Source organism: Mesorhizobium sp. WSM4820 (genome assembly GCF_055811075.1).
The window spans coordinates 16561-38159 of sequence record NZ_JBVVQN010000006.1 but is presented as its reverse complement, the minus strand read 5'-3'; the positions used below and the strand labels follow the sequence as shown (position 1 = coordinate 38159).

General features: G+C 63.3%; 25 protein-coding genes and 1 tRNA gene. 15 read left to right on the top strand and 11 right to left on the bottom strand.

Annotated features, from left to right (window positions below; translation table 11 throughout):
• The first annotated feature begins 16 nt into the window (after nt 1-16).
• The 4 genes from nthA to AC0L2R_RS11760 all read left to right on the top strand — a co-directional run bounded on the left by nthA (nt 17) and on the right by AC0L2R_RS11760 (nt 2941).
• Entirely contained in the window at nt 17-622 is a 606-nt protein-coding gene (nthA, locus tag AC0L2R_RS11775) for a nitrile hydratase subunit alpha (protein WP_473509043.1), read from the top strand.
• Nucleotides 619-1278: a nitrile hydratase subunit beta gene (gene nthB, locus AC0L2R_RS11770; protein WP_473509041.1), complete on the top strand. Its 660-nt coding sequence runs from the start codon at nt 619-621 to the stop codon at nt 1276-1278. The genes nthA and nthB overlap by 4 nt, the downstream gene beginning before the upstream one ends.
• Nucleotides 1265-1687 (top strand): nitrile hydratase accessory protein, encoded by a 423-nt coding sequence (locus AC0L2R_RS11765; RefSeq protein WP_473509039.1) that lies wholly within the window; start codon nt 1265-1267, stop codon nt 1685-1687. Before nthB ends, AC0L2R_RS11765 begins: the two co-directional genes overlap by 14 nt.
• A gap of 126 nt (nt 1688-1813) precedes the next feature.
• Nucleotides 1814-2941 carry an ATP-dependent DNA helicase gene (locus tag AC0L2R_RS11760; RefSeq protein WP_473491388.1) on the top strand — a complete coding sequence of 376 codons (1128 nt, stop codon included), beginning with the start codon at nt 1814-1816 and terminating at the stop codon, nt 2939-2941.
• A 58-nt stretch (nt 2942-2999) separates the two neighbouring features.
• Here the strand turns inward: AC0L2R_RS11760 and AC0L2R_RS11755 are convergent, their stop codons facing one another.
• Nucleotides 3000-3404: a SpoIIAA family protein gene (locus tag AC0L2R_RS11755; protein ID WP_473509037.1), complete on the bottom strand. Its 405-nt coding sequence runs from the start codon at nt 3402-3404 to the stop codon at nt 3000-3002.
• A gap of 112 nt (nt 3405-3516) precedes the next feature.
• Here AC0L2R_RS11755 and AC0L2R_RS11750 point away from each other — a divergent pair, with 112 nt between their 5' ends.
• Both AC0L2R_RS11750 and AC0L2R_RS11745 read left to right on the top strand, forming a co-directional pair.
• Nucleotides 3517-4257 (top strand): pyridoxine 5'-phosphate synthase, encoded by a 741-nt coding sequence (locus tag AC0L2R_RS11750; RefSeq protein ID WP_473509036.1) that lies wholly within the window; start codon nt 3517-3519, stop codon nt 4255-4257.
• 103 nt (nt 4258-4360) lie between these two features.
• Entirely contained in the window at nt 4361-6274 is a 1914-nt protein-coding gene (locus tag AC0L2R_RS11745) for a potassium transporter Kup (protein WP_027154982.1), read from the top strand.
• 54 nt (nt 6275-6328) lie between these two features.
• Here AC0L2R_RS11745 and AC0L2R_RS11740 read toward each other — a convergent pair whose 3' ends face one another.
• Nucleotides 6329-7219, bottom strand: a complete 891-nt coding sequence (locus AC0L2R_RS11740; RefSeq protein ID WP_473509034.1) for an SDR family oxidoreductase — start codon at nt 7217-7219, stop codon at nt 6329-6331.
• A 136-nt stretch (nt 7220-7355) separates the two neighbouring features.
• Between AC0L2R_RS11740 and AC0L2R_RS11735 the strand changes: the two genes are divergently transcribed.
• Together AC0L2R_RS11735 and AC0L2R_RS11730 are read left to right on the top strand one after the other, a co-directional pair.
• The gene (locus tag AC0L2R_RS11735) at nt 7356-7766 is read left to right on the top strand and encodes a winged helix-turn-helix transcriptional regulator (protein ID WP_023798817.1); all 411 of its coding nucleotides are present in this window, start codon (nt 7356-7358) and stop codon (nt 7764-7766) included.
• A gap of 81 nt (nt 7767-7847) precedes the next feature.
• Nucleotides 7848-9086 (top strand): FAD-dependent oxidoreductase, encoded by a 1239-nt coding sequence (locus AC0L2R_RS11730; protein WP_473509032.1) that lies wholly within the window; start codon nt 7848-7850, stop codon nt 9084-9086.
• On the opposite strand, the gene AC0L2R_RS11725 is transcribed toward AC0L2R_RS11730, so the two are convergent.
• Nucleotides 9049-9810, bottom strand: a complete 762-nt coding sequence (locus AC0L2R_RS11725; RefSeq protein ID WP_473509030.1) for a glutathione S-transferase family protein — start codon at nt 9808-9810, stop codon at nt 9049-9051. The genes AC0L2R_RS11730 and AC0L2R_RS11725 overlap by 38 nt on opposite strands.
• Before the next feature lie 98 nt (nt 9811-9908).
• Here AC0L2R_RS11725 and AC0L2R_RS11720 point away from each other — a divergent pair, with 98 nt between their 5' ends.
• The gene (locus tag AC0L2R_RS11720) at nt 9909-10361 is read left to right on the top strand and encodes a MarR family winged helix-turn-helix transcriptional regulator (RefSeq protein ID WP_473509028.1); all 453 of its coding nucleotides are present in this window, start codon (nt 9909-9911) and stop codon (nt 10359-10361) included.
• 36 nt (nt 10362-10397) lie between these two features.
• Here the strand turns inward: AC0L2R_RS11720 and AC0L2R_RS11715 are convergent, their stop codons facing one another.
• Nucleotides 10398-10826: an anthrone oxygenase family protein gene (locus tag AC0L2R_RS11715; protein WP_473509026.1), complete on the bottom strand. Its 429-nt coding sequence runs from the start codon at nt 10824-10826 to the stop codon at nt 10398-10400.
• A gap of 180 nt (nt 10827-11006) precedes the next feature.
• On the opposite strand from AC0L2R_RS11715, the gene AC0L2R_RS11710 reads away from it, so the two are divergent.
• Nucleotides 11007-11660, top strand: a complete 654-nt coding sequence (locus AC0L2R_RS11710; protein ID WP_473509024.1) for a TetR/AcrR family transcriptional regulator — start codon at nt 11007-11009, stop codon at nt 11658-11660.
• A 137-nt stretch (nt 11661-11797) separates the two neighbouring features.
• Nucleotides 11798-12817, top strand: coding sequence for a ketol-acid reductoisomerase (ilvC, locus tag AC0L2R_RS11705; RefSeq protein ID WP_473491206.1), 1020 nt, complete (start codon nt 11798-11800; stop codon nt 12815-12817).
• Between the two features lie 202 nt (nt 12818-13019).
• Here the strand turns inward: ilvC and AC0L2R_RS11700 are convergent, their stop codons facing one another.
• A complete protein-coding gene (locus tag AC0L2R_RS11700; RefSeq protein ID WP_473509022.1) occupies nt 13020-13304 on the bottom strand; it encodes a PilZ domain-containing protein in 285 nt (94 codons plus the stop codon).
• A 158-nt stretch (nt 13305-13462) separates the two neighbouring features.
• Nucleotides 13463-14029: a BA14K family protein gene (locus AC0L2R_RS11695; protein WP_473509020.1), complete on the bottom strand. Its 567-nt coding sequence runs from the start codon at nt 14027-14029 to the stop codon at nt 13463-13465.
• 159 nt (nt 14030-14188) lie between these two features.
• On the opposite strand from AC0L2R_RS11695, the gene AC0L2R_RS11690 reads away from it, so the two are divergent.
• Together AC0L2R_RS11690 and AC0L2R_RS11685 are read left to right on the top strand one after the other, a co-directional pair.
• A complete protein-coding gene (locus AC0L2R_RS11690; RefSeq protein WP_473509018.1) occupies nt 14189-15301 on the top strand; it encodes an endonuclease/exonuclease/phosphatase family protein in 1113 nt (370 codons plus the stop codon).
• Nucleotides 15302-15313: 12 nt separating this feature from the next.
• Nucleotides 15314-16030, top strand: a complete 717-nt coding sequence (locus AC0L2R_RS11685; protein ID WP_473509016.1) for a hypothetical protein — start codon at nt 15314-15316, stop codon at nt 16028-16030.
• A 28-nt stretch (nt 16031-16058) separates the two neighbouring features.
• Here AC0L2R_RS11685 and AC0L2R_RS11680 read toward each other — a convergent pair whose 3' ends face one another.
• The 4 genes from AC0L2R_RS11680 to AC0L2R_RS11665 all read right to left on the bottom strand — a co-directional run bounded on the left by AC0L2R_RS11680 (nt 16059) and on the right by AC0L2R_RS11665 (nt 19644).
• Entirely contained in the window at nt 16059-16214 is a 156-nt protein-coding gene (locus AC0L2R_RS11680) for a hypothetical protein (protein ID WP_473509014.1), read from the bottom strand.
• A 208-nt stretch (nt 16215-16422) separates the two neighbouring features.
• A complete protein-coding gene (locus tag AC0L2R_RS11675) occupies nt 16423-17640 on the bottom strand; it encodes an ABC transporter permease (RefSeq protein ID WP_473509012.1) in 1218 nt (405 codons plus the stop codon).
• A 2-nt stretch (nt 17641-17642) separates the two neighbouring features.
• Nucleotides 17643-18347, bottom strand: a complete 705-nt coding sequence (locus tag AC0L2R_RS11670; RefSeq protein WP_473509010.1) for an ABC transporter ATP-binding protein — start codon at nt 18345-18347, stop codon at nt 17643-17645.
• Between the two features lie 4 nt (nt 18348-18351).
• Nucleotides 18352-19644, bottom strand: a complete 1293-nt coding sequence (locus tag AC0L2R_RS11665; RefSeq protein WP_473509008.1) for an efflux RND transporter periplasmic adaptor subunit — start codon at nt 19642-19644, stop codon at nt 18352-18354.
• 126 nt (nt 19645-19770) lie between these two features.
• Here AC0L2R_RS11665 and AC0L2R_RS11660 point away from each other — a divergent pair, with 126 nt between their 5' ends.
• Nucleotides 19771-20682, top strand: coding sequence for a PhzF family phenazine biosynthesis protein (locus tag AC0L2R_RS11660; RefSeq protein ID WP_473509006.1), 912 nt, complete (start codon nt 19771-19773; stop codon nt 20680-20682).
• 105 nt (nt 20683-20787) lie between these two features.
• A tRNA-Lys gene (locus AC0L2R_RS11655) sits at nt 20788-20863 on the top strand.
• A 130-nt stretch (nt 20864-20993) separates the two neighbouring features.
• On the opposite strand, the gene AC0L2R_RS11650 is transcribed toward AC0L2R_RS11655, so the two are convergent.
• Nucleotides 20994-21530, bottom strand: coding sequence for an MgtC/SapB family protein (locus tag AC0L2R_RS11650; protein ID WP_473509004.1), 537 nt, complete (start codon nt 21528-21530; stop codon nt 20994-20996).
• Between the last annotated feature and the right edge of the window lie 69 nt (nt 21531-21599).

Below are 21599 nucleotides of genomic sequence, written 5' to 3'. Positions count from 1 at the left end.
GCCTTAATTTACGGCCATGTCCCACGATCATGATCACGACAGCGAGCTTGATCCTTTTGCCGCCCGGGTGCGCGCACTGGAGACGATCCTCACCCAGAAGGGGCTGATCGATCCGGCGGCGATCGACGTGATCGTCGACACCTATGAGACAAAGATCGGTCCGCGCAACGGCGCCAAGGTGGTGGCGAAGGCGTGGGTCGAGCCGGACTTTGCCGTTTTGCTGAAACGCGACGCGAGGGCGGCGATCGGCTCGCTCGGCTACACCGGGCGGCAGGGCGAGCACATGCAGGCCGTGTTCAACACGCCGGACACGCACAACCTCGTCGTCTGCACGCTGTGCTCCTGCTACCCGTGGTCGGTGCTCGGCCTGCCGCCGGTCTGGTACAAGGCGCCGCCCTATCGTTCGCGCGCGGTCATCGATCCGCGCGGCGTGCTCGAGGAATTCGGGCTGACCTTGCCGGCAACGACAAAGATCCGGGTGTGGGATTCTACCGCCGAGCTGCGTTACCTGGTCGTGCCGATGCGGCCGAAGGGCACCGACAGCTGGAGCGAGGAGCGGCTGGCGGATCTGGTGACGCGCGACGCGATGATCGGCACCGGACTGGCGCGGGAGCCGGCATGAACGGGCCGCAGGATCTCGGCGGGCAGATGGGGTTCGGGCCGGTCGCACCCGAAAAGGACGAGCCCTGTTTCCATGCCGCCTGGGAAAGGCGGGCGCTTGGCGTGACCTTGTGCGCGGGCGCCATGGGCGCCTGGACCATCGACGAGAGCCGGCATGCGCGGGAATTGCTGCATCCCGCCGACTATTATGGCTCGAGCTATTATGAGATCTGGATCAAGGCGCTCGAAACCTTGCTAAAGCGGCACGGCTTCGTCAGCGACCGCGATCTGGCCGCGGGCAAGGCGGTCGACCCTGCCGCGACGCCAAAGCGGGTGCTGAAGGCCGAAAACGTGCCTGATGTGTTGGCCAAGGGCGGCCCATGCGACCGGCCGATCGCCGCGCCGGCCCGGTTCAAGGCAGGCGATATGGTGCGGACGAAGAATTTCCATCCGACCGGCCACACAAGGTTGCCACGCTACGCACGCGGCAAGCAGGGAACGATCGAGGCGGTGCGCGCTGGTTTTGTCTTCCCTGACACCAATGCACATGGCCATGGCGAAAACCCGCAATGGGTCTATACGGTGGTTTTTGACGGCGCCGAGATCTGGGGCGAGGGCGCCGACCCGACGCTGACCGTGTCGATCGATGCCTGGGAGAGCTATCTTGAGCCGGCGTGACGCGAAGTCAGCCACCGCCACGCTGCCGGCGGATGCGCAGGCATTCGCCGAGCCGTGGCAGGCGGAAGCCTTCGCCATGACGGTCGCGCTGCACGACAGCGGCCTGTTCTCCTGGAGCGAATGGGCGGACGCCTTGTCCGCCGAGGTCAAGCAGCCTGGTGCCGCAAGCGATGGCCACGATTATTACGAGCACTGGCTGGCGGCGCTGGAAAATTTGCTGTCGGCAAAAGGGGTTGCCGGCAAGGGCGACGTAGATGCGCTCGCTGCCGCCTGGGAACGCGCCGCGCATGCAACGCCGCACGGCAAGCCGATCCTGCTCGAGAACGATCCCAGCCCGGCAGAAGGTCGTGGCGGCCCGACCGAAGGTCGTGGCGGCCCGACCGAAGGTCGTGGCGGAACGGCCGGCTAGACCGTCTCGAATCATGCTTGTTCTCTTTACGTTCTGATCCTTGCCTGTTAAATTGCGCGGTGCGGCCGGCCGCCGATGATCGTTGGCGGCCTTGTCTTTCCCTCGCGAATCCGGTCTCTCGCGCTGATGGAATTCTCTCCTCAACAGGACGATGCGCTAAAAGCGGTCGCCACCTGGCTCAAGACCGGAAAGCCGCAGCTGTTCCGGCTGTTCGGCTATGCCGGCACCGGCAAGACGACGCTGGCGCGCTATTTCGCCGAGCATGTCGACGGCCAGGTGCAGTTCGCTGCCTTCACCGGCAAGGCGGCGCAGGTGCTGCGTTCCAAGGGCGCGGTCAATGCCCGCACCATCCATTCGCTGATCTATCGGCCGAAGGGCGAGGAGACGGTTTCGGACGAGGTGACCGGCAAGACTTCGATGTCGCCGACCTTTTCGCTCAACCGGCAAAGCCCGATCTCGCGGGCCAAGCTCGTCGTCATCGACGAATGCTCGATGGTCGACGAGCAGCTTGGCCGCGACCTGTTGAGTTTCGGCACGCCAATCCTGGTTCTCGGCGATCCCGGCCAGTTGCCGCCGATCTCGGGCGGCGGCTTCTTCACCGAGCATGAACCGGATATTCTGCTCACCGAGATCCACCGGCAGGCGCGCGACAACCCGATCATCCGGCTGGCGCTCGACGTGCGCGAGGGCCGCGAATTCATGCGCGGCGACTATGGCGCGGCGCAGGTGATCGGCAAGGAAGACGTCACCCAGGAGCTGGTGCTGAAGGCGGACCAGGTGCTGGTCGGCACCAACAGGACGCGGCGTCGCTATAATCAGCGGTTGCGCGAGCTGAAGGGGTTCAATGCCGACTATCCACAGGCCGGCGACAAGCTCGTCTGCCTGCGCAACGACCCGGCCAAGGGACTGCTCAACGGTTCGCTGTGGAAGGTGATGACCTCGTCGCGCGAGACGGTGAAACCCGGCATCAATCTGCTGGTCTCCCCGGAGGAGGACGATCCGGACCGCGGCGTCGCCAAGATCAAGCTGCTCAAAGCGGCGTTCGAGGACCCGGACGCCGACATTCCCTGGCAGCAGAAAAAACGCTTCGACGATTTCGACTATGGCTACGCGCTGACCGTGCACAAGGCGCAAGGCTCGCAGTGGAACGAGATCGTGCTTTTCGACGAAAGTTGGGCGTTCAAGGAAACCCGCCAGCGCTGGCTCTACACGGCAATCACGCGGGCGGCGGAACGGCTAACGATCGTCAGATAGGCCGGTCGAGCAGCTCCCATGGACCAGGAATCTGGGACTGGCACGGGGTCGACCTGCGTCAGCGTGGGGCCAGCGGTCTGGCGTCGAGCCATTCCCAGGCGGATGCTTCGTCCTTTGCCTCGAAATGCCTGAGCTCGACAGGCGAGGAGGCAGGCAGCAAGCTCTGCGCGCTGGGTACCCAGTTCGGCTCGCCGAGCGCAGCGCAGCGGCCGACATGCTCCACGGCATGGGCCGTGCCCTGTTCAAGCGTTTGGTCCGACACATCGGCCCAATCGACGCCTTCATGGTCGATCAGGCGCACCAGCACGTCGATTTTCGGGTGCAGCGCGTAGGCGGCCTCCAGCAATCCGAACAGGTTTTCGGCGTCGGCCGCCGTGACATGGCCGACGACGTCGATGGCGAACAGGTCGTCGCGGTCGGTGTCGATGCGGCGAACCGCCGGCACGTCTTCAAGATAATTCACGGGTCTTCCTCTTGCTGGATATTATCCGTCCCTCTGGAACACCGCAAACCCCCTGTCTGTTCCCGCCAAAGGCGGTATAGATGGCCGCGATTTAATCCGGACCCGAGAAGCCATGCCTGCAAAACTCTCCGTCAATCTCAATGCCATCGCCATGCTGCGCAACCGGCGCGACCTGCCGTGGCCAAGCCTCATCGGGCTCGGGCGCCTGGCGCTGGCCGCGGGCGCGCATGGCCTGACCGTGCATCCGCGGCCCGACGAGCGACACACCAGGCATTCCGACCTGCCGGAGATCAGGGCGCTGATCGACGACGAATTCCCCAAGGCAGAGTTCAACATCGAGGGCTATCCAAGCGAGGATTTCCTGGCGCTTGTAGAAAAGCACCAGCCGGAGCAGGTGACGCTGGTGCCCGACGACCCTGCCCAGGCCACCTCCGACCATGGCTGGAACTTTGCCGCCGAGGCGGCGTTCCTGACACCGATCGTCAAACGGCTGAAAAAGGGAGGCTTTCGCGTGTCGTTGTTTTCCGACCCGGATCCGTCAGGCATGAACGCCGCGCGCGACACCGGCGCCGACCGGATCGAGCTCTACACGGGGCCGTATGGCAGCTTTCATTCCGATTCGGCAAAAGCGGCGAATGAGCTGGAAAGGTTGGGAAAAACCGCGGATGCAGCACTTGCCGCCGGGCTTCAGGTCAATGCCGGCCACGATCTGGTGGTGAGCAACCTGCCGGCGTTGGCAAAGCGCATCCCGGCATTGGCTGAAGTGTCGATCGGACATGGGTTGACAGCCGATGCGTTGGAGTATGGCATGGCCAATACGGTCAAAAGATTTCTGAAGGCCTGTGGGTGGTAGAGATGGAAGCCTCGCTTTGCGGACATGGCAGCCATCACGTAGGGGCACTTGATATTGCATCGCAGCAAGCGTAGAGCACCGCGCGCTTATCGGAGTGTCGTCCATGGCCCTTACCAACAGTGGTAGTGAGGCAGAACCAGTCGAACAATCCAGCCATCCTGAGGTCGAAAAGCACAGCACCAAGGTCTTGATGCTGGGCGCCCTCGGCGTGGTCTATGGTGATATCGGCACCAGCCCTATCTATGCGCTTCGCGAAGCATTGCATGCTTCGTCCGGCACCGATCCGCGCAGTGCCGTCCTGGGCATTCTGTCGCTGATCGTCTGGGCACTGACGATTATCGTGACCATAAAGTATGTCGCCTTCGTGCTTCGGGCGGATAACAAGGGTGAAGGCGGTACCCTGTCGCTTATGGCGCTGGCCCGGAAAGCCTATCCGGCTGGTTCCGGCATCATTCTTGTCATCGGTCTGTGCGGAGCCGCACTGTTTTTCGGCGACGCGATCATAACGCCGGCCATTTCGGTGCTTTCAGCGGTGGAAGGGCTGAGCGTCGTGACCCCGGCGTTCGATCCATACGTGGTTCCCATTACATTGGTGATTCTTGCCGTCTTGTTCGCCGTGCAGCGCTTCGGGACCGGCAGGGTGGCCTCGGTTTTCGGGCCCGTGACGGCGCTTTGGTTCCTGGCGATCGGCATTGCCGGATTGGTGCACATTAGCGATGATCCGTCGGTGCTTTTGGCAATCAACCCCTACTATGCAGTCGCCTATCTTGCCGAAGCCAAAGCGGGTGCGTTTCTCACCGTCGGTGCGGTTTTTCTGGCGGTTACCGGTGCCGAAGCGCTTTACGTCGATCTCGGCCACTTTGGTCGCCGCCCAATCGTGCTGGCCTGGTTCTGGATCGTCTTTCCCTGCCTGCTGCTCAGCTATTTTGGGCAAGGCGCATTCGTTCTTGCTCATGGCGGCGTGCCCGACAATCCGTTCTTCCAGATGCTGCCGGAGTGGGCACTGATACCGATGGTCGGGCTCGCAACAGCAGCGACTGTCATCGCCAGTCAAGCCGTTATCTCCGGGGCGTTTTCGCTGACCCGGCAAGCGGTGCAGCTCAATCTTCTGCCCAGGATCGAAGTTCAGCATACTTCCGAGATGCAGCTTGGCCAGATTTACATGCCGCGCGTGAACCTTATTCTCGCGCTCGGCGTGATGCTGCTGGTCGTCGGCTTTGGCAGTTCGAGTTCGCTGGCTTCCGCCTATGGGATTTCGGTGACAGGCGAGATGCTGATGACCACGATCTTGCTGTTCGTGGTGATGCGGTGGCAATGGAAATGGCAGACCGCGCTGGCTGCGGCGCTGGCGCTGCTGTTTGGCACGATAGACACCGGCTTCTTCCTGGCAAACATCGTGAAATTCGTGGAAGGCGGATGGGTTTCAATCGCCGTGGCCTGCATCATGGGGCTGATCATGGGGACCTGGATACGCGGCAGCCGCTATCTGTTCGACAAGACGCGCAGGAACGAGATTCCGCTCGATTTCCTTGCTGCCAATCTGTTGAAAAAGAAACCGCAGCTGGTGTCCGGCACGGCGGTGTTCCTGACCAGCGATCCGGTCAGCGCGCCGACCGCGCTGATGCACAGCCTGAAGCACTACAAGGTGCTGCACGAACAGAACGTCATCCTCTCGGTGGTGACGGCGCAGCAGCCTGTGGTGCCCGACAGCGACCGGGTCAAGATGGAAACCATCAACGATCTGTTCATGCGGGTGACACTGACCTTCGGCTACATGGAACAGCCCAACATCCCGCGTGCGCTGGCGATCTGCCGCAAGCAGGGCTGGAAGTTCGACATCATGACGACATCCTTCTTCCTGTCGCGGCGCTCGCTCAAGGCGTCACCCAACTCCGGCATGCCGGTGTGGCAGGACAAGCTGTTCATCGGCTTGGCGCGCACGGCAGCCGATGCGACGGAGTATTTCCAGATCCCGACTGGACGTGTGGTCGAGATCGGAACGCAGGTGGCTATCTAGACCAAAGGCCGTGCCTGTCGAAAGGCACGGCCTTTGTCAGAAACTCTGCGGCCTTCAGCCGGCCAGCGCTGCCTTGTTCGCTTCAAGAAACTGCTTCAGCGATTGCGGCTTCCTGCCCGACAGTGTCTCGATCGCGTCGGTCACCATGCCGATGCGGCCGGAGCGCGTGTTGGTGTCGAAAGACGTGACGATTGGGGCAAAGCCCTCGGGAACGCCGGCAGCCTTCAGGCCCTCGGTCAACGCCTCGTCCGAAAGCTGGACGACCTCGATCGGCTTTCCGGTGACGTCGGTCACCAGGGCCGCGATCTCGGCGACGGTATGGGCCTGCGGACCGGTCAGCGTGTATGTCGTGCTTTCGCTGGCGCCTGAGGCAAGACCGGCAGCGATCGCCGCGGCCATGTCGTCGCGAGCGCCATGGGCGATGCGGCCGTCGGCCGCGGATGTATACCAGTGTCCCGAGGCAATGGCGTGCGGCAGCGACATGAACAGGTTCTCCTGATACCAGCCGTTGCGGAAAATCGTGTAGGGGATGCCGCTCGCCTTGATCGCCTGCTCGGTCCCGTAGTGATCGCCCGCAAACAGCACCGGCGATCCCGGCTCAGGATTGGGCATCGAGGTGTAGAGCAGATGCGAAACGCCGGCCTGCCTCGCGGCTGCGACGGCATTCTCATGCTGCTTGAGCCGCTTGCCCCGAAGATCGAGCTCGCTGGTCGAGATGATCAGGACCCGGCCGGCGCCCTTGAATGCTTCGACAAGCGACGCCGTGTCATCGAAATCGGCTTGCCTGATGATGACGCCGCGCGCTGCCAGCTCGGCGAGGTTTTCCGGATTGCGGGTGGCGGCGATGATCCGTGCGGGCGGAACCTTGAGCGTGTCCAGCAGATGATCGACGACGCCGCGGCCAAGCTGGCCGGAGGCGCCGGTGACGAGAAGGGTATCGGTCATGGGAAGTCCTGTCGTTGCGCCGGAGCGGCGGGTGCTTATATAAGTCTCAAAAAGAGACCAGCACTAAAATAGGAATTGACCGACCCTCGTAAAGAAGGCAGTTTTGCGGGAGGTAGGCAGGCGCAGGGAACCAGCGATGGACAGCAAGGTCGTCAGTCTGAAGTCGAAGCTCGAGATTTACAAAGCGTGCAGCGGCGGCGGCAACCTTGCCGACTGTCCCGTGCGCGACGTGATCCAGGGCATCAGCAACAAATGGAGTTCGCTGCTGATGATGGCGCTGGCCGAAAAGCCGTACCGGTTCGGCGAATTGCGGCGGCTGGTGCCCGACATTTCCCAGCGCATGCTCACCCAGACGCTGCACGATTTGCAGCGCGACGGTTATGTCCATCGCGAGGTCTTCCCGACCAAGCCGCCGAGCGTCGAATACAGTCTGACCGATCTCGGACGCTCGATGTTCGGGCCCCTGCATCAGCTGCTCCAATGGGCCGAGCTCAATCATGGCGCGGTGCGCGCTGCGCGGAACGCTTTCGACGCCGCCGAGACCTGACTCATCGATACCAGGAGCGATGGCTTGATTTGCCGATAGCGCTGAAGGATTGTCCGGCCTGGGCGAGACGATTCGGCGGCAATGGGCAATTCTCTGGACATCGCGATTGCCGGCGCCGGCCCGGCCGGGCTGGCCGCGGCGCTCTATCTGAAGCGTGCCGGGCATCGGGTCACCATCTTCGAGCGCTTCGACGAGCCAAAGCCGGTCGGGTCCGGGCTGATCCTGCAGCCGACCGGGCTGACAGTGCTTGCCGATCTTGGCCTGCTCGACGATATCCTGGCGCTGGGCAGCCGCATCGACCGCCTGCATGGCGCCGATGCGAAAACCGGCCGCACCGTGCTCGACGTCCGCTATGCTGCGCAGCGCGGCAGTCGTTTCGGGCTGGCGGTGCACCGAGCGGCCGTGTTCGGCGTGCTTTTCGGCGCCGTCCAGCGCGAGGCGATCGCCATCGAAACCGGCGTCGAGCTCGAGACGCTGGAAACCGGCGAACGGGCAACGCTGATCTGCGGCAACGGGCGAAGGATAGGGCCGTTCGATTTGGTCGTCGATGCTAGCGGTTCGCGCTCCAGATTGCGGCAGCGCGTAGAGAGCCCGGGTGAACCTCGGCCGCTCGCCTATGGCGCGTTCTGGGCGTCGCTCGGCTGGCGCGGCGACGGTTTCGATGAGCACGCGCTGCTGCAGCGCTACGACAGAGCGAGCGTGATGATCGGCGTGCTGCCGATCGGCAGGCCGGAACCGGGCGCCGAGAAGATGGCGGCGTTCTTCTGGAGCCTGAAGCCGGCGGACGCAGAGCAGGTCAGGGCGACAGGCCTCGACGCCTGGAAGGCGAGGGTGGTTCGGCTGTGGCCCGAATGCGAGGCGTTCACGCGCCAGATCGACAGTTTCGATCAGCTTTCGCTGGCGCGCTACGGCCATCACACCCTCAAGGTGCCGGCCGGACGGCGATGGGCGATCATCGGCGACGCGGCGCATTCGACCAGCCCGCAGCTCGGGCAAGGGGCGAACATGGCGCTGCTCGACGCAGCGGCGCTCAACTATGCGCTCATAGGAACGGATCGTGTCGATACTGCGCTGGAGGTCTATGTCCAGGCGCGGCGATGGCATGTCCGGGTCTTTCAGGCGCTGTCGCTGATGCTGACGCCGTTCTACCAGTCGGATTCGACCGTGATGCCGTTCGTCCGCGACAGGCTGGTGGCGTCGGTGGCAAGAATCCCGCCGGCGCCAAACATCCTTGCCTCGATGGTGGCTGGAACCGTGGTCGATCCGTTCAGGCGGATCGGTATCAAGGAAGCGCAGTGGCCGCCTCGCTGCGGCGGATGAGTTTCGAAAGGTGCGAACCCTTGGCTTGCAGGAATACATGGAGGCGCTGTGGATAGTCCGGGGTGACGGCGTCCTTCACCGACTTGCGTTCGTGCAATCGCTTTCGCCAGGCCTCGACACGCGGCTTTCCGCTCAGCATGCCGAACGCGCCGATCCGATCGAAGGCGTCGAAATAGCGGAAGACTGGCCCATAGACTGCATCGACCAGTGAAAAGCGCTCGCCGGCAAACCATGGCCCAGTCCGGCCAGCCGCCAGTTCCGCTTCGAGACGATCGAACATTGCCGACAGAGTTTCGCTTTCGGCAAGGAAGGCGGCCTCGGTCGGAGCGGAATAGAATCGACCGATGGCGTTGAGGATGGCCGAGCCGAACTCGATCCAGGCGCGATGCCGGGCGCGGGCCAGCGGGTCGGCAGGGTGGAGTGGGTTGGCCAGCGTTTCCTCGAGAAATTCGAGGATGACCGCCGATTCGAAGATCACGGTTTCCTCGCCATTCTGCCGCACGCGCAGCAGCGGTACCTTGCCGAGCGGCGATATCGCCTTGAACCAGGCCGGTTTTTTGGCGAGATCGATGGTGAGGCGTTCGAACGGCACGTCCTTTTCGCAGAGCGAGATCGCCGCGCGCTGCACATAGGGACAAAGGTGGTGGCTGACGAGAACGAGCTTGTCGGTCACCAGGCCGCCTGTCTCCAGGATGTTGGCGATCTCGCAGGTTTCATGTTTCATGGCAGTGCCTTCCGATATAAATGCAGTTGCATCTATATAGATGCATTTGCATCCATTGGCAAGCTTGATGCAATTGCATCTATCGCCTATGCTGCATCATGACGGAGAATCCTTCGCCGGCGGCCATCAAAGCCTGGGCGCGCCTGATGCGCGTTTCGCGCCAGCTGCTGGAACGAGCCGAAGACGCGCTGAAGGACGCCGGCTTGCCGCCGCTTGCCTGGTACGACGTGCTGCATGAGCTTGCCGAAGCCGGCGAGGGCGGCTTGCGGCCGTTCCAGCTGATCGAGCGCACCCTGTTTGCGCAGTACAACGTCTCGCGGCTGCTGGCGCGGCTCGAAGCGGACGGGCTGGTCGAGAAGCTCAGGGTTGCCGATGACGGTCGCGGACAGACGGTCCGCATCACCGGCAAGGGGCGCGAGATGCGCCGCCGGATGTGGGCCGTCTACGGACAATCGATCGCCGAGCTGGTCGGCGCCAGGCTCTCCGATGATGACCTGGAAACCTTGTTGGCTCTGCTCGGGCGGCTGCGTCATCCGGCGATGCCGGAGTGATGTGGTCCCGCTGGCGCTGAAGGTCGCTTGCAGCCGTCAGGCACTGCCCCAGAGGAATGCCAGTGCCGCCAGCACGCCAAGCATAACGCGAACCAGATGCAGATTGCCCCATTTGACGATCAGCGCCCTCGCTTGCAGATTGACGGCGGCCGCGTCCATCGCCTCCAGCAACCGGTTTGTCGGCATCATTACGATCAGCGTCCATGGCCATGGCAGGATGATCAGCACCGCCCCCGTGAGATAGGCGAGACTGCCGGTCTGCCACCAGGCAACGACACCAAGAACACAGGCGACGACGGCAATCGACGCCTGCATGGCGGCGCCGCGCTTGTAGGAAGGCTGCCATTCCTGCAGCAGTGCACGGTCGTCGAGGCGAAGCCGCGCCGGTTGCTCGGCAACGCTGATATAAATGGCGGCGCCCGCGAAAGCGGCGGCAACAGTCAATGCAAGCAGGCCGACGAGCATTTTTCTCTCCGCGATAAGCCGTACGAGCGGTGGCCGTACGAGCGGTGGCCGTTTCCGGCCTGGAAGTGTCAAAAAGGCGGAGATAGGGCTTGCCCCGGGTCCGACAATACGTCATAGACGCGCCGAACCGTAACGTACGGTACGGCCCTGGTCGCCGCCGTTATCGAGCAGGAAAAGAGTTTGTTGCAGGCAAGCGTCGACATCGACACCAGCGAAGCGCTGACCGAGCGGCAGAAAGCCGTGCTCGACGCCGCACTTCGCCTGCTGGTCGAGGAGGGCGATCAGTTGACCATGACCGCGGTGGCGCGGCGGGCAAGCTGTTCCAAGGAAACGCTCTACAAATGGTTCGGCGATCGCGACGGGCTGTTGACGGCAATTGTGCAATGGCAGGCCTCCAAGGTGCGGGTGGTGCCGGTCGACGGCAAGGGGCTTACCTTGGCTTCGCTGACGGTGAGCCTCGCACGCTTCGCTTCGGACTGGCTCAAGGTGATTTCGAGCGACACATCGATCGCGCTGAACCGCGTCGCCATTGGCCGTGCCGGGTCGGGGAACGACGATCTTGGCGCCATCGTGCTGGAGAACGGTCGCTTCGCGCTGGCCCGGCGCCTGAAGCCGGTGCTGGAGGCCGGTCGGCAGGCCGGGCTTCTCGAGTTCTCGGATGCCGAAGAGGCATTCCGAACCTTTTTCGGGCTGGTCGCCCGCGACGTGCAGATCCGCCTGCTGCTCGGCGACCGGCTAAAATTGACTGATGCGGCGATCGGCGGCGATGCCGTCCGGGCGACGCAGCAGTTTCTCGCTCTTCACGGAGCAAAAACCGGGCCACAAGGCCCCTAGAGCCGGATGATTTCAGGTCAAGTCGACCTGAAATCTGAATCCGGCTCTAAATCAAGAGATAGAGCATGATGTCGTCCGAAAACCGCTTCACACTTTTCGGCATCATGCTCTGAATTCAAAAACGGGAAGGAAGAAAAATGCGTGTCTATTACGATCGCGACGCCGATCTCAACCTGATCAAGGGCAAGAAGGTCGCCATCATCGGCTATGGCAGCCAGGGCCGGGCGCATGCGCTCAATCTCAAGGATTCTGGCGTTGGGGAAATCGCCATCGGCCTCAAGGCCGGCTCGGCGACCGCCCAAAAAGTCGAGGCCGACGGGCTCAAGGTGATGAGCGTGGCGGAAGCCGCCAAATGGGCCGACCTGATGATGATGGCGACGCCGGACGAGCTGCAGGCCGACATCTACAAATCCGAAATCGCGCCGAACATCCGCGATGGCGCGGCGATCGCCTTTGCCCACGGCCTCAACGTGCACTTTGGCCTGATCGAGCCGAAGGCCTCGGTCGACGTCGTCATGATCGCGCCGAAGGGGCCTGGCCACACGGTGCGCGGCGAATACCAGAAGGGCGGCGGCGTGCCGTGCCTGGTCGCGGTCAACCAGGATGCTTCGGGCAATGCACTTGATCTCGCTCTGTCCTATGCCTGCGGCGTCGGCGGCGGCCGTTCGGGCATCATCGAGACCAATTTCCGCGAGGAATGCGAAACCGATCTGTTCGGCGAGCAGGTTGTCCTGTGCGGCGGCCTGGTCGAGCTGATCCGCGCTGGCTTCGAGACGCTGGTGGAAGCCGGCTACGCGCCGGAAATGGCCTATTTCGAGTGCCTGCACGAGGTCAAGCTGATCGTCGACCTGATCTACGAAGGCGGCATCGCCAACATGAACTACTCGATCTCGAACACCGCCGAATGGGGCGAATATGTTTCGGGCCCGCGCATCATCACCGCCGAGACCAAGGCCGAGATGAAGCGCGTGCTGAAGGATATCCAGACCGGCAAGTTCACCTCGGAATGGATGCAGGAATACCGCGCCGGCATGTCGCGCTTCAAGGGCATCCGCCGCAACAACGACAGCCATCAGATCGAGGAAGTCGGCGCCAAGCTGCGCGCGATGATGCCGTGGATTTCGAAGAACAAATTGGTCGACAAGGCCAAGAACTGATCGAAATCCACGTTCGTTTCCTTGCGCGTCCTCGGGCTTCGCCTTGCGGGCGCGCGGAGATTTCGAAGAACAAGCTGGTCGACAAGGCCAAGAACTGACCGAAATCCGCAATTTAGCACAGGAAAAAGCCGGCGGAGCGCTCCGCCGGCTTTTTACATGAAGGCCGTGTGGTTGGCTGGTTGGAGAACGCGGTTCAGGGGATTTAACCGTAGTGCCAGGAGGGCTTTGGCTCGGTGCCGGTGAACATCACGCCGATGCGGTTCTCGCGGCGCCAGCGGACCACTGCCTTGTAGGCGATGCCGTCGGTCGGCACATAGAGCAGGAACTCGTCGGGCACGCGAGCGTCGATCGAGACCATCAATTCGGCGCCGCCGTCATGCATGTTGCGCACCGTGCACGTGACCTCGGAATTGGTGATGCCGGTCAGGATCGTCGCGCCCTTGAAGACGCGCTGCCTGCGTTTGTCCCTGTTTTCGTCTTCAGCCATCGCGCATAATCCCTGGTGCGATCGGCAGGATAATTAGGCCCGCCTGATAAACATAGCGTTATCGTCGCGCAGAAAAGGACGCAAAGGACTTCAGAAGAAGTCAGATGAAAAACGGCGCCGCGCGGCGCGGCGCCGTTGGAGTTCATCAGTCGCACCACTCAGCTATAGGGCGACCAGCACTGCTGGCGCGGACCGCCATAGGGCTGGAACGTGTTGTCCCAGGCGCGATAGGACCGGTAGCGGTCGTAGCACCAGCGGACATGGGCACTGGAAAGCCGCTCCGTGCGATACTGACGCCGAGGCGGGTAGTAGCGCGGCTCATAATAGCTCGGCCCACTATAATAGTTGTAGGCGGGCAGCCCGAGACCCAGGCCGAAATAGATCGCGGAATCATTGAAGTGACGGCGGTGATGACGACGGTGGCGCCAGCGCCGGTCGTCGTGATCACGCCATCTCCAGGCTTCGTCGCGACCGCGCCATCTCCGATCATTGCCACCGCGCCACTCCCGGCCGCCGTGCCGATTGCGCCAGTGCCATTCGCTCCGCCTGTCGTTGCCGCCGGCCCAGCTTTCGCGGACCGGCACAATCTCGGGGGCGACGGCGTTGGCCGGCATCGGCGGCACGGGTTTGGCAATCGGTCCGGCGAACGCGGGGGCCGACAGGCCGGCCATCAGACCCAGAGCCAGCAGCCCGGATCTGACAGAAAAAGAAAAGAGCGGGTTCATTGCACTCTCCAAGAGATCTCAGGCCCCACGCCCGACGATGAAGAATGTCATTCATGCAGCTTCGCGCCTGAACGGAGGATGAACGGAAAGGTTTCGTCAACCATCGCGGGCAGGGCGGGCCCTTGTTTTCGGCCGCGCTTGTGGGCAAAGGTCACCGCCATGTCGCTGCGCCTCGCCACCTTCAATGTCGAAAACCTGATGAACAGGTTTGATTTTTCCGGATACCGCAACCAGCTCAACGAGGATCGCACGCTGGCGCTCTTCGACATCCAGAGCGAGGCCGAATACAAGATGCTGGAGCAGGCGCGGGCGATCGCGCAATCCGACGATACGCGCCAGCTGACGGCATTGGCCATCGCCGCCACCCGCGCCGACATCATCTGCATGCAGGAGGTCGACAATATCGAGGCGCTGAAGGCTTTCGAACACGGCTATCTGTTCAGGATGGTCGGGCATGGCTACCGCCAGAAATACACCACCGCCGGCAATGATTCGCGCGGCATCGACGTCGCCGTGATGATGCGCAACGAGACCGCGCAGGGCCAGCCGATCGAATTCGTGCGCATGACAAGCCACGCCTATGTCACGTTCGAGCAGTTCGGCCTGCACACGCCGGACCTGGCAGCGTTCGGGCATCAGGCCAACCAGCGCATCTTCCGGCGCGACTGCTTGGAAATCGACCTGACCGTCGGTGGCGTGCCGCTGACGCTCTATCTGGTGCATTTCAAGTCGATGGGCGCGCCCCGCAACGGTCTCGACGGGCGCCAGGCGACGATGCCGCTGCGCATCGCCGAGGCGCAAGCGGTGCGCCGGATCATCGAGGAGCGTTTCGGTGGGGACCACGCCGCCGACAAATACTGGGCGATCTGCGGCGACATGAACGACTATCGGCAGCGCGTGAATATCTCCGGCGACGCCTTTGACGGCTACCGCTTCGAGGTGATCGATGAGAGCCAGTCCTGCCTCAACGTGCTCACCGCCGGCGGCTTTTGCGAGAATGCGGTCGAGCGGCGCCCGGAAATGGACCGTTGGACCTTGTACCATACGCGCGGGCCGCAAGAGCGGCATCTGTGCCAGCTCGACTACATCCTGTTGTCGAAGGCACTGGCAGCCAGGAACGCGACCGCCGTTCCCGACATCATCCGCAACGGCCAGCCCTGGCGCACAATCTTTCCGGCAGGCCAGGAGGTGGACCGGTTTCCGCGTTGCGGCTGGGACCGGCCGAAGGCGTCGGACCACTGTCCTGTGGCGATCACCCTTGAAATGACCTGAGGATCGTTTTCGTTGAGCTTCGACCTGCCGCGCAACTTCATCCTTCCGGTCGACGCCGTCGACGTCAGGCTCGACCCCGGCCCGCATCCGTTCGAACGCGACAATGCGCAAGCGATCGCCGAGAATTGGCGGCGCGAGACCGCAGCCAACCCGGCGCTGTTCGACGGCACCGTGGTGCTGCTTTCGGCGCTCCGCTATCGCGACAGCTGCCTCGTCGGCCGCTGCCATGCGGTGCGCTACTCGACCTTCATGCTTTGGCGCGGCAATCGCCAGGTGGCGGGGGCCGAGCACGCCTATGCCCATGCCATGCTGGTCGCCGGCGACAATGCGCTGGTGGCGATCCGCATGGCGTCGCACACCGTCAATGCCGGTCGCGTCTACTTCGCCGCCGGCTCGTTCGAGCCAACCGATTTCCGCGACGGCCTTGTCGATGTCGACTTCAACATGATCCGCGAGGTGCGGGAAGAAACCGGCCTCGACCTTGCCGGCGCGGCGCGCGGCAGGCGCTACTATGCCCTGTCGACGGCAACCGGCACGGTGATCTTTCGCCGCTATCGCGAGACTGCATCCGCCGACGAGGTCGCGCAGCGCATCAGCGCCTTTGTCGCCACCGAGGCAGAGCCGGAGATCGACGGGCCTGTCATCATCCGCAGTGCCGATGACCTGCCGGACGGGCTGATGCCGCACATGAAGCCACTGATCGAGTGGCATTTTGCCGGCAAGGGATAGTTTGTCGACAGGAGTTTGCCGACAGGGGTTAACGACGCATTTTGTTCTCGATGGTTTTGCGGTCGTTGCGGGCGGCGACGAAAAACAGCATGACGCCGATACCCAGCAGCGCACCCATCGTCGTTCCCATCGTCTGACCGACAACCTGCTGGAAGTCGGCGGTGACATGATCGGGGTTGGCCATGCCATAGCTGGCCAAGTACCACCAAGCCCCGCCAATGCGGCCTCGATGATCACCGTCACCAAAGCCACCCGCTCTTTCTTGCTCATCCCACTATTCCCCATATCCCCAAGGCGATTGCTAGCACCGCGGGCTGTTCCGCGACAGGGGCAGGGCGACGGCCGCGTCAATATTTTGGGGACATCTGAAGGGCGACGCACGCTGCGCCGCGCTATTCATGCCTCAGCGCGTCGATCGGATCGAGCCGCGCGCCGCGCAGCGCCGGGAAGAAGCCGAACACCATGCCGATCAGCGCCGAGAAGCCGACGGCGAGCAGGATCACCGCCGGGCTTGGCGCAAACGGGATCGCCAGCGTCAGCGAGGCGAGGCCGGCCAGCGCCAGGCCGATCAGGATGCCGATGATGCCGCCGAGCAGCGACAGCACGGTGGCCTCGACCAGGAACTGGATGAGGATGTGCTTCTCATGCGCGCCGATGGCCAGCCTTATGCCGATCTCGCGGGTGCGCTCGGTGACCGACACCAGCATGATGTTCATGATGCCGATGCCGCCGACCAACAGGCTGACGCCGGCGACCGCTCCCAGCATGCCGGTCATCGTCGTGGTGGCGCTCGCCATTGCGTCGGCGATCTGGGTCATGTCGCGTATCGAGAAGTCGTCTTCGCGGTCCGGCGGGATGCGGCGTGCATCGCGCAAGATATCCTCGACGCGCGGCAGCAGCTCGGTGGTCGGCGTCCTGTCGTCGGCGGCGACGTAGATCGAGTCGACGTCGCGGTTGCCGGCGATGCGGCGCTGGTAGGCGGCGAGCGGCATCAGCACGACATTGTCCTGGTCCTGGCCGAAGCCGGTATAGCCTTTTGGCTCGAGCAGGCCGATGATCTTGCACGAGGTGCGGTTGACGCGAATGATCTCGCCTTCGGGGTCGCCGGCGCCGAAGAACTGCTGGCGCACGGTTTCGCCGATCAGGCAGACGCCGGTGCCCGAGCGGATTTCCGAATCGCTGAACGGTCGGCCCGAGATCAGCTTCCAGTCGCGCGCATCGAGATAGGCGCTGTCGGTGCCGGTGACACCCGAGGTCAGGCTTTCGGTGCCGAAGATGACGCGGACCTGCTTTTGCGAGGCGGGCGAGATGGCGCGGGCGCCGCTCAAATGTGCGACAAGCGCGGCAAGTTCCTTGCTGCCGAGCGGACGTGTGGCCTGGTCGAGCCCTCCCGGTCCGCCGGGCCCGGCCGGGCGGCCGGGGCGGACAACGAGCAAATTGCTGCCGAGCTTGGAAATGTCGGCCTTTACCTTTTCGGTGGTGCCCGAGCCGATGGTGAGCATGGCGATGACGGCGGCAACGCCGATGACGATGCCGAGCAGCGTCAGAAACGAGCGCAGCACGTTGCGGCGCACTGAAAGCAGCGAGAGGCGGACGGTTTCCCAGATCATGGTTACACCACCTCAAGGTTCAGGGCATCGGAGGCGACGTGGCCGTCGAGGAAGCGAATTGTGCGCTCGGCATAAGCAGCGACATCGGCCTCGTGGGTGACCATGGCGATGGTCAGGCCAAGCTCGGTGTTCAGCCGCGTCAGCAGCTCCATGATCTCGTGCGTGCGTGCGGTGTCGAGATTGCCGGTCGGTTCGTCGGCGACGAGCAGCGTCGGCCTGGTGACGATGGCGCGTGCGATCGCCACGCGCTGCTGCTGGCCGCCGGAGAGCTCGGCCGGCGTGTGGTGCTCGCGGCCGACAAGGCCGACCTCGGCCAGCGCCTTCATGGCGAGGTCGTGACGCTCGCGGGCGGCGACGCCGCGATAGATCAGCGGCAGTTCGACATTCTCCACCGCGGTGGTGCGCGGCAGGAGATTGTAGCCCTGGAAAACGAAGCCGACATAGAGATTGCGCAGCATGGCGCGGCGGTTGCGGTCGAGGCGGCCAGCATCGATGCCCATGAAGCTGTAGGTTCCGGCCGTCGGTGTGTCGAGGCAGCCGATGATGTTCATCGCCGTCGACTTGCCCGAGCCGGACGGACCCATGATGGCGACGAATTCACCGCTGCGGATGGCAAGATCGACGCCAGCCAGCGCATGCACCGTGGCCTCGCCCTGGCCATAGCTTTTCCAGACCTTGTCGAAGGTGATGAGCAGCGAGCCTGACATGATTTCAGCTCCGCTGCTGCGCGGCGGTGATGACTTGCGCACCTTCTGCGAGACCGGAGGTGATCTCGGTCAGCTCGCCATCGGTGGAGCCGACCTTGACGTTGACCGGCCGGGGCCGACCATTCTCCAGCACGTAGAGCGTGCGCGAGCCGTCGGTGGGCTGCGCCGTCGCCTGGCGCTGGCGGTTGCCGCGTGGACGGCCCATACGGCCCGTGAACAGGTCGCTCAGGCTCCACGCTCGGGCAGCAGATGCCGCCGGCCGGTAGCGGAAAGCCGTCGACGGTACGGTGAGCACGCCTTTTGCCTCTCTGGTGACGACCGAAACGGTGGCAGTCATGCCAGGCCGCAACAGAAGCTCGTTGTTGTCGACCTCGAACCGCGCGTCGTAGGTGACGACGCCGTCGGTGGTGACCGAAGCATAGGAGATGTCGCGGATCTCGGCATCGAACGGCCGCTCGGGAAAGGCGTCGACGGTGAAGCGGGCATGCTGGCCGGGCTTGACCGCGCCGATGTCGGCCTCGTCGACCGCTGCCTTCAATTCCATGTTCCTCAGGTCGGCGGCGATGACGAACAGCACCGGCGCTTGCAGCGAGGAGGCAACCGTCTGGCCGGGATCGACCGAGCGCGTCAGAACGATGCCGTCGATGGGCGCATAGATGGTGCTTTTGGCGAAGTCCGTCTGCTGCGCCTTGAGATCGGCATTGGCGATGGCCAGACTGGCTTTGGCGCTGTCGAGCGCTGCCTTGGAGCGGTCGCGCGTCGCTGTCGCCGCTTCAAGCGACTGGTCAGTCGCCATGCCGCGCTTGGTGAGCGCCGCCGCGCGCACAAGCGCCCGTTCGTTTTCGGTGAGGGTTACGGTGGCGGTCTCGACATTGGCAGCCGCCGCCTTGGCGGAAGCCTCGGCGCGCTCGATCTGCACCTCCAGCTTGGCGGTGTCGAGCGCCGCCAGCACATCGCCCTTCTTCACCTGCTGGTTCTCGTTGACCGCGACCGAGCGGACGACGCCGGACAGTTCGCTCGAAATGTCGACCTGGGTGAGCGGCTGCAGCGTGCCGGTCGCCGATACTTCGACCGTGAGATCGGCGACAGCGGCCGGCACGGTGGTATAGTCGATCTTGGCGGGAGACGCGGCATACCATTGGTACCCCGCCAGGCTTGCGGCGACGACGACCAGCACAAGCAGGCCATAAAGCCAGCCGCGACGCCGTTTCTTCTTCAGACCCAGGCGGTCGAGCCCGAGTGCCGTCTTTATCTCGGAAGTGGATTCCGTCTTTGGCAGATTGACAATCTGGTCCACGCCGGACCCCTATAATACCAGTGATGTCCCAACCGGTGCACTGATCAGGCCGAATGGTTCAAATATCAAATTAAATTTCGCCCATGTTTGGGCCCCTGTTGGGATTGAGGCAGAAGGCTTTCTACAATGCTGACCCGGAATTACTTGCTTTACGACGTGTTCACCACCGACCGGCTGGCCGGCAATCCGCTTGCCGTCGTTCTCGACGGCAAAGGGCTGGGCACGGCGGCGATGCAGGCCATCGGGCGCGAGTTCAACCTGTCGGAAACCGTTTTCGTGCTGCCGCCCGACAATCCCAAGCACCGCGCCCGCATCCGCATCTTCACGCCCGACTATGAGATGCCGTTCGCCGGCCATCCGACGGTGGGCGCTGCGATTGCGCTTGCGGAAATGGCTGGCGATGGCGACACCGCCGGCATTTTTGTGCTGGAAGAAAATATCGGCCCGGTGCGCTGCGCCGTCAGCAAGCACGCCGGCGCCATCTTCGCCGAGTTCGACCTGGCCAAACTGCCGGAGCGGCTGGAATTGTCCGCCGACCCGGAGGCGATCGGGGCGGCACTTGGCCTGGGGCCGCACGAAATCGGCTTCGAAAACCACCGCGTCTCGTTCTGGTCGGCCGGCGTGCCCTACGTAACCATTCCAGTCGCCGATCTGGAGGCGGCGGCGCGGATAAGGCTGGACAACCAGGCGTGGTCGGAATTGGCGCCCCGCAAGAGCGATTGGGCCCTCGCCAGCCCGTATGTCTATTGCCGCGAGACGGTGAACCACGACAGCGCCTTCCATGTCCGCATGATCGTGCCGGGCAATCCATCCTATGAAGATCCGGCGACCGGTTCGGCGGCGGCCGCCTTCGCTGGCGCGATCATGCATTTCGACGGCCCGAGAGAGGGTGTTTCCCAGCGTTGGATCGAACAAGGGCTGGAGATGGGGCGGCCTTCGCGCATCCGCCTCGAACTGAATGTCGAAGGCGGCAAACTGGCCGCCGCCCGCATCGGCGGCCATGCCGTCAAGGTGGCGGAAGGCAAGCTGTTCGTCTGACGATGTGCGGCACTTCAGCGATTTGTCGGGAAATGAATCCGGCAGGGCTGGACATGGCGGATGGCGGCGGCTATATGCCCGCCGACGCTGGTTTTACCGGCGAGTGGGTGCGTAGCTCAGTTGGTAGAGCAGCTGACTCTTAATCAGCGGGTCACAGGTTCGATCCCTGTCGCACCCACCATTTAATCCGCTGATATTGCCCGCTTTTTCGCTACTTGGAAGAGGGTTGCGAACATAGCGGTTTCCAATCCTGACGGTTGGTTTCCAATTCGCGTTCGGTTCCAGTTGCAGCCTCAGCCCCAGTTGCAGCCTCAGCCTTTGGGTGGCTTGGACACGTCTTCTTCCGACTTGGGCTTTTCTGGTCCGGTGTTCTCGCCAATACCGGACTTGTGGGCAAAACTATAGAGAAGGCCTGCTGCGACAAGCACCAAAAGCGTGCCGAGTGCCGCCACTTGCCACAGACCGAGCCCGCAGGCCACGCCGATTGCCCCGGAGAGCCACATGCCAGCCCCGGTCGTCAGCCCGTGAACCTCGCCCTTCGAAAACAAAATCGTTCCGGCAGCAAGGAACGCGACGCCGGCGGTAACCGCTTCGACAACACGAATCGGATCGACCCTTACGGAATCCTGCTGAAACATCGGCGCGTGAATAATTTCAATCGTCAGAATACCGAAGGTAGCCGCCGCCACGCAGACCAGGATATGGGTGCGAAGCCCGGCAGGCCGATTTCGCCATTCGCGTTCGAAGCCGATCGCCGCACCGAAGATCGACGCCAGCAGAAGCCTCGCCGCAATAACGGGGAACGGGACGTATGTCGGATGGCCGAATTCCTGGAAAAGCTGTTGCATGCGTAACCTGGGCTGACCGGCCACAACGTGCTCGGGCCGGCCAGGTTCCCCAGGGCAAGACTGGATTCC

Coding starts and splice junctions, on each gene's coding strand:
- AC0L2R_RS11730 (WP_473509032.1), top strand. CDS start 7,848: ATGGGCAATTCTCTGGACATCGCGATTGCCGGCGCCGGCCCGGCCGGG.
- nthB (WP_473509041.1), top strand. CDS start 619: ATGAACGGGCCGCAGGATCTCGGCGGGCAGATGGGGTTCGGGCCGGTC.
- AC0L2R_RS11660 (WP_473509006.1), top strand. CDS start 19,771: ATGCTGACCCGGAATTACTTGCTTTACGACGTGTTCACCACCGACCGG.
- AC0L2R_RS11715 (WP_473509026.1), bottom strand. CDS start 10,826: ATGCTCGTCGGCCTGCTTGCATTGACTGTTGCCGCCGCTTTCGCGGGC.
- AC0L2R_RS11700 (WP_473509022.1), bottom strand. CDS start 13,304: ATGGCTGAAGACGAAAACAGGGACAAACGCAGGCAGCGCGTCTTCAAG.
- AC0L2R_RS11670 (WP_473509010.1), bottom strand. CDS start 18,347: ATGTCAGGCTCGCTGCTCATCACCTTCGACAAGGTCTGGAAAAGCTAT.
- nthA (WP_473509043.1), top strand. CDS start 17: ATGTCCCACGATCATGATCACGACAGCGAGCTTGATCCTTTTGCCGCC.
- AC0L2R_RS11735 (WP_023798817.1), top strand. CDS start 7,356: ATGGACAGCAAGGTCGTCAGTCTGAAGTCGAAGCTCGAGATTTACAAA.
- AC0L2R_RS11725 (WP_473509030.1), bottom strand. CDS start 9,810: ATGAAACATGAAACCTGCGAGATCGCCAACATCCTGGAGACAGGCGGC.
- AC0L2R_RS11675 (WP_473509012.1), bottom strand. CDS start 17,640: ATGATCTGGGAAACCGTCCGCCTCTCGCTGCTTTCAGTGCGCCGCAAC.
- AC0L2R_RS11745 (WP_027154982.1), top strand. CDS start 4,361: ATGGCCCTTACCAACAGTGGTAGTGAGGCAGAACCAGTCGAACAATCC.
- AC0L2R_RS11690 (WP_473509018.1), top strand. CDS start 14,189: ATGTCGCTGCGCCTCGCCACCTTCAATGTCGAAAACCTGATGAACAGG.
- AC0L2R_RS11680 (WP_473509014.1), bottom strand. CDS start 16,214: ATGGCCAACCCCGATCATGTCACCGCCGACTTCCAGCAGGTTGTCGGT.
- AC0L2R_RS11650 (WP_473509004.1), bottom strand. CDS start 21,530: ATGCAACAGCTTTTCCAGGAATTCGGCCATCCGACATACGTCCCGTTC.
- AC0L2R_RS11695 (WP_473509020.1), bottom strand. CDS start 14,029: ATGAACCCGCTCTTTTCTTTTTCTGTCAGATCCGGGCTGCTGGCTCTG.
- AC0L2R_RS11750 (WP_473509036.1), top strand. CDS start 3,517: ATGCCTGCAAAACTCTCCGTCAATCTCAATGCCATCGCCATGCTGCGC.
- AC0L2R_RS11720 (WP_473509028.1), top strand. CDS start 9,909: ATGACGGAGAATCCTTCGCCGGCGGCCATCAAAGCCTGGGCGCGCCTG.
- AC0L2R_RS11760 (WP_473491388.1), top strand. CDS start 1,814: ATGGAATTCTCTCCTCAACAGGACGATGCGCTAAAAGCGGTCGCCACC.
- AC0L2R_RS11740 (WP_473509034.1), bottom strand. CDS start 7,219: ATGACCGATACCCTTCTCGTCACCGGCGCCTCCGGCCAGCTTGGCCGC.
- ilvC (WP_473491206.1), top strand. CDS start 11,798: ATGCGTGTCTATTACGATCGCGACGCCGATCTCAACCTGATCAAGGGC.